The sequence below is a fragment of the Streptomyces sp. NBC_00726 genome, from assembly GCF_045161735.1.
Lineage (GTDB): Bacteria > Actinomycetota > Actinomycetes > Streptomycetales > Streptomycetaceae > Streptomyces.
On sequence record NZ_CP108983.1, the window covers coordinates 105491 to 110718 of the forward strand.

Below are 5228 nucleotides of genomic sequence, written 5' to 3' on the forward strand. Positions count from 1 at the left end.
CGGCCCGTGGCGGCGTTGAGGAGGTCGAGCGCGCTCTGCCGGCAGCCGTAGTCGGTGGTTCCGCCGCCGTTCCAGTACGGGCCGTACGGGCCGAGGACGTTGCGGTCGCGGTCGTGGGCGCTGTCGGCCCAGCGGGTGAGGGGTGCGGCGTACGGGCGGTCCGCGAGCGCGCGGCCGAGGGTGCCGAGGCCGCGCACATAGGCGCCCTTGAAGCTGGGGCCGTCCCCGGTGCAGCCGTCGCCGATGTCGAACAGGTAGAACCGGCCGTCGACGCTGAGGAGCGCCTGCCGCGTCCAGACGGCCGGGCTCAGCCGCTCACCCGCGCTCCCCGGGGGCGTCAGCCCCCACATGCAGCCCGAAGCCCACCCTTCCCGCCGGTTCCAGGCTCTCCTTGAGGTGCAGGGACGGGATCTCGTAGTCGCCGAAGTACTCGGGGTGGGCGTGCTGGACGCATGGACGATCTCGCGGGATTCCTGCGGATCCGGCGCACCCGGCGGCCGGCCCCGCGTCCGTGCGGAACGCCCCGGCTAGCGTGCCGCCTCGAAGCGGGCCAGGTGGTCCTCGTCGAGCCGGACGTCCCGGGCGGCCAGGGCCTCCTCGACATGCTGTACGCGGCTGACGCCGACGATCGGGGCGATGCCCTGGTGCAGCAGCCAGGCCAGGACGACCTGGTTCTTCGTCGCGGAGACCTCACCGGCCACCTCGTGCAGGACCGCGAGCACCCTGGTGGTGCCGGGGTGGTCGTACGTGTCGGGGAACAGCTTGTCCGGGCGGGTGTAGGCGCCCCAGAGCAGGGAGCTGTACGCCCACACGTCCAGCCCTTCCGCCTGGGCGAGGTCCAGGTCCTCCGGGGTGAGGTGGCGGTGGCCGCCCTCCGCGACGGGGGTGAGCGGGCGGGGCTGGACGAGGGAGTGGCGCAGTTGCAGCGCGGTCCACGGCTCCGCGCCCCGCTCGCGGGCCAGGGACCGGGCGCGCTCGACGCGCCAGGCGGTGTGGTTGGCCGCGCCGACCCGCGACACCACGCCCTTGGTGACCAGTTCACCGAAGGCCCCGACGGTCTCCGCCAGCGGGACGGCGCGGTCCTCGGCGTGTGCCCAGAGCAGGTCGACATGGTCGACGCCGAGGCGTTCCAGGCTCTCCGCCATGCCCGCGTGGACGGCACGGGCGGAGAGACCTTCGGCGCTCTGCGGCCAGGAGTGCGGGACGAGCGGGTTCTGCCGGACCTTGGTCGCGATCCGGACCGCGTCGCGGGCACCGGGGCGGGCCGCCAGCCAGGCGCCTATGACGCGCTCGGCGGCGCCGCCGACGCCGCTGGGATCGGCCCAGAAGGAGTAGCAGTTGGCAGTGTCGAGCCAGTCGCCGCCGCCAGCGACGAAGGCGTCGAGAACGGCGAAGGACGTGTCGGGGTCGACCTGGGTGCCGAAACCCATGGTGCCCAGAACGATCCGGGGGTTCGACTCGTTCATGTGGGTGGCGCGCACGTCGGCGCGGTTCGTGTTCGCGTTCGCGTTCATGTCCGTCATGCTCGGCGTTGAAGTGCGCTCCAGGTCAAGCCGGTCGTTTCGAAACCCTCAGGAGTCGTGGTGGCGGATCTCGCGGAATCGGTCGAGTCGATGGAACAACTCACCGTCGGCTGGCGGACCATGGTGCTCGACCGGGACGCCGGCGCGGATGTACGGGATCTGCCCGGGATCGCCGTGCGCTGGGCCGACTGCGGCTTCGCGTTCTGGAACTGCGTCACCCTGACCGAGGTCGGCGCGGACGCGGCGCTCGCCGCCCGGCGCATGGGCGAGGCGGCGGACATCATGCGGGCGAAGAGCCGGCCCGGCTTCCTCTGGGTCTTCGAAGGGCTGCTCGACGCGGAGGCGCGCGCCTCGCTGGACACCGCGGCCGAGCGCGCCGGTCTCGCGTACGCCTTCCCCGGCACGGGCATGGCGGGCGACCTGTTCCCGCTGCCCGAACCGGCCCACCCCGAGCTGGAGTTCGTACGCGTGAGCGAGGACGCCCACCTGTTGGCGTACGCGGATCTGAACTCGCGCGCATACGGCTTCCCGCTGGACGCGGGCCGCGACGGCCTTGCGGGGTCCGCGCTGTGGAAGAGCGGGGTGCACGCCTATCTGGGGCTGCGGCAGGGTGTGCCGGTGACGTGTGCCGCGACGGTGGAGGCGGCGGGGCGGCTCTTCGTCGTACTGGTCGCCACCGATCCGGCGTGGGAGCGCCGGGGGTACGGGGAGGCGGTGACGCGCAAGGCACTGTACGAGGGGGCCCGCGCCACCGGGCTGACCCGCGCCACCCTGCACGCGACGGCGGCGGGTGCCCCGGTGTATCCCCGGATCGGCTTCACCCCGAATTCGGCCATGCGTTTCTACGGGTTGCAGGGGTGAGCGAGCCCGCCCGCGCTGTCACAGAACCATGACACGCGGGGTCACAACCAGGGGCCGGGGTGGCCTGTCCAACTGGGTGAGACGACGGGCTGATCCACCCGTCGCCGGCGGGAGCGGCAACCGGCCGCGCCGCCCCTACACACCACGGGGGAACACCTTGAACACCGTTGCGCGCAGCCTGCGTTCGTCCGCCGTCGCCTCGGCGGCCGGCCTGCTGCTGACCCTGACCGGAGCCGCCCTGGCCCCGGCCGCCCTGGCCGGCACCGGCCTGCCCGCGCTGACCGTGTCGACCGAGGCGCCCACGGCGATCGGCCTCGGCGGTCTGCCGGTCGCCTTCACCACCACGGCGTCCAACACCGGCACGAACGACACCTCGGCGGCGCGCCTCATCTACCGCATCGACGGCGGTGGCGGCCTGCCGCAGAACGCCTTGAGCCTGGAGTACCGGCTCGCCGGGACGGCCTGGAAGTCCGTGCCGCTGGAGGTCATCGACGACACCGTGTACGGCGGTGAGCTGCCCGAGCGGTTTCCGCTGGCCGCCGGAGAGTCCCGGACCGTCCAGCTGCGGCTCGGCCTGCCCATGGGCACCCCGCACAACGGGGACAGCAACGGCGGCACCGACCGTCTGAAGCTGACGACGATGATCTCCTACGGTGCCTCGGGCGCGGCGAACGACACCGATGTGGACAATGTGGCGGTCGACGGGCTGGGCACCCACCTGTCGGGGGTACCGGCCACCGCGGTCGCCGGCGGGCCGGGGATCACCTTCGAGGCCACGGTCGACAACCCGACGCCGTCCGCGTACGAGAACGTGAGCGATGTGCTCATGACGAACCGTCACGCCACCGTCCAGGTACTGCGCTCGGGGAAGTGGACCACGCTGGAGCCGATCATCGAATCCGCCGAACCGGATGTGTACGGCTTCAACGTCATCGGCCCGGACGTGTCCCTCAAGGCACACGGCAGCACGTCCACCCGGGTCCGGGTGACCTACCTCAAGGACGCGCCGGCCGGGAAGACCGTCTTGAACCCGTGCGCGATCGTCAACGAGGGGCCGGGCACCTTCCGGGGCACGATGAGCTGCGGCGACAGGGCCACGGTGGAAGTGAAGGCGGCGGCCGCCACCGGCACCCCGTCCCCCTCCCCCTCCGTCACCGCGAGCGCGTCGCCCTCCCCCACCGCGACGGGCACCGGCTCCGCCTCCACGTCGTCCGGCATGAACGCGCAGCTGGCCGAGACCGGGAGCGGCGGCCTCTCCGCCGCGGCGGTGGGCGCGGCGGGTCTCGTCGCGGCCGGGGCGGGCGCCCTGGGCTTCACCGCGGTGCGCCGCCGGCGCGGCCGGGCCTGAGCTGACAGGTCCCGGCCGGGGCGGGGCGGTGGTTTTCAGCCGTTCGGGTTCGGGACGCGGTGTTCCGCCCCCGGCGGACGCGGCGCTCGCGCAGAGTGCTGCGTATGACCACACCCGCTGAGCTGCTTCACCTCCTCGCCCGCACCCGGGCCTCCCTCGACGGGGAGGAGGTCACGTACTGGTGGTCGGGCGATGTGTACGCATGGGCGCCCGACCAGCCCTACGAGCGTCTTTTCGGCTTCGAGGGGGTCAATGTGGCCCGCCTCGTCCACGACACCGAGGCCGGGCCGGACGCCTTCCAGCTGCTCACCCGCGAGGCCGCGTTCTACCTCGATCCGCAGACCCGGGAGATCCTGGAGACCTGGCGGGACCTGCCGGTGGTGCATGTCTGGAACGACCCGGCCAACCAGAAGTGGCGGCCCTTCCCGGTGCCCATGACGGAGCTGGGCGGCCAGGTGTGTTTCAGCCTGGAGATCCCGCTGACCTATCCGTCGCCGCTGCCTGTCGCGGAGTATCCCGTGCACTCGTCCGGGGACACCTACCGGGCGCTGGAGCTCTTCCAGTTCTTCGCCGACCGGGCGGACCTGGCCGGTCCGGCGCCGGGGGTGCCCGCCACCATGTCGTGGACGCGGATGTCCCCGTGGCTGCCGTGGATGGCCCGGGGCCAGGCTCCGGGCGGGCTGACGTTCCACTGCCGGGGCCGGAAGCTCGGCTCGTACGCGGAGGTGCCCGGTCGCACCCGCGCCTACATCGCCGACCGGCACCCGGAGTTCGCGCACGCCCCGGAGCGGTGGAACGAGCCGAACGAGACCAGCTGGACGTACTTCCGCAAGCTCAGCCCGCCGGCGTAGAAAGACACAAGGACGCCCTGCGGGTCGGGTGAGCACGCAACGGCCCGCCCCCGGTGGGAGCCGGGGGCGGGCCGTTGCGCCGTGCGGGTCAGCGGATTTCGAGGGTCCGCTGCTCCTTGAGCGAGGCGCAGTTGGAGTTCTCCACACCGACGTACACGTTGGCGATCTGGCCGCCCCAGCTGACGCAGTGGCCCTTGCCGTAGACGTAGGCCGGACCGGCGTACGAGGTGAAGTTCCCGGAGTCCGACGCCGAGGCGTCGGTGACGGGGACGTAGATGTACGCCGTCATGTTCTTCGCGGCGCCGGGCGTGGACCGGATGGTCACGACACAGTTCTTGCCGTTCGACGCGTTGTACGTCAGGTAGACCGTGCCGAGGGAGCCCACGGCGGCGGAGTTGACGGTCTTGTACGCGCTGCCGCAGACCTTCTGCGGGGTGGTGTTGGGCGCGGCCGACGCGATCGGGCCGAAGGCGGCCGTCGCGCCCACCATGAGGGTGGTCAGGGCCCCGGCGGTGGCGAGAGTACGGATGTTTCGCATATTTCCCCCTTGTAGCTCCAGGAGTGTTTTGCTCCCACTTGATGGGACCTCCGGGGAGCACGGATGGTTGTATGCGAATTGCCGGGGACCTGACGGTTGGCGATCTT

5 protein-coding genes and 2 pseudogenes are annotated in these 5228 nt (G+C 72.1%); 3 read left to right on the forward strand and 4 right to left on the reverse strand.

All coding sequences use genetic code 11. The features are described from left to right. Positions 1 to 2: 2 nt before the first annotated feature. The 3 genes and pseudogenes from OG338_RS00495 to OG338_RS00505 all read right to left on the reverse strand — a co-directional run. Positions 3 to 242, reverse strand: a pseudogene (locus OG338_RS00495) (glycosyl hydrolase); the annotation flags it as partial. 73 nt (positions 243 to 315) lie between these two features. Then, positions 316 to 426 (reverse strand): annotated as a pseudogene (locus OG338_RS00500) (flavodoxin family protein); the annotation flags it as partial. 101 nt (positions 427 to 527) lie between these two features. Continuing rightward, a complete protein-coding gene (locus OG338_RS00505) occupies positions 528 to 1466 on the reverse strand; it encodes an aldo/keto reductase (protein WP_405940277.1) in 939 nt (312 codons plus the stop codon). 117 nt (positions 1467 to 1583) lie between these two features. On the opposite strand from OG338_RS00505, the gene OG338_RS00510 reads away from it, so the two are divergent. From OG338_RS00510 to OG338_RS00520, 3 genes are all read left to right on the forward strand, one after another. Beyond that, positions 1584 to 2384, forward strand: coding sequence for a GNAT family N-acetyltransferase (locus OG338_RS00510; protein ID WP_405935397.1), 801 nt, complete (start codon positions 1584 to 1586; stop codon positions 2382 to 2384). Positions 2385 to 2541: 157 nt separating this feature from the next. Beyond that, on the forward strand, positions 2542 to 3732 hold the full coding sequence (locus OG338_RS00515; protein WP_405935398.1) for a hypothetical protein: 1191 nt from the start codon (positions 2542 to 2544) through the stop codon (positions 3730 to 3732). Positions 3733 to 3836: 104 nt separating this feature from the next. Continuing rightward, complete coding sequence (locus OG338_RS00520) at positions 3837 to 4583, forward strand: DUF1838 family protein (protein ID WP_405935399.1); 747 nt, start codon at positions 3837 to 3839, stop codon at positions 4581 to 4583. Positions 4584 to 4671: 88 nt separating this feature from the next. On the opposite strand, the gene OG338_RS00525 is transcribed toward OG338_RS00520, so the two are convergent. Then, positions 4672 to 5121: a spore-associated protein gene (locus OG338_RS00525; RefSeq protein ID WP_405935400.1), complete on the reverse strand. Its 450-nt coding sequence runs from the start codon at positions 5119 to 5121 to the stop codon at positions 4672 to 4674. Positions 5122 to 5228 lie beyond the last annotated feature (107 nt).

What these genes read in the sequence shown, in the direction of transcription:
- OG338_RS00525 (WP_405935400.1), bottom strand. Translation starts at nt 5,121, where the DNA reads ATGCGAAACATCCGTACTCTCGCCACCGCCGGGGCCCTGACCACCCTC.
- OG338_RS00520 (WP_405935399.1), top strand. Translation starts at nt 3,837, where the DNA reads ATGACCACACCCGCTGAGCTGCTTCACCTCCTCGCCCGCACCCGGGCC.
- OG338_RS00505 (WP_405940277.1), bottom strand. Translation starts at nt 1,466, where the DNA reads ATGAACGAGTCGAACCCCCGGATCGTTCTGGGCACCATGGGTTTCGGC.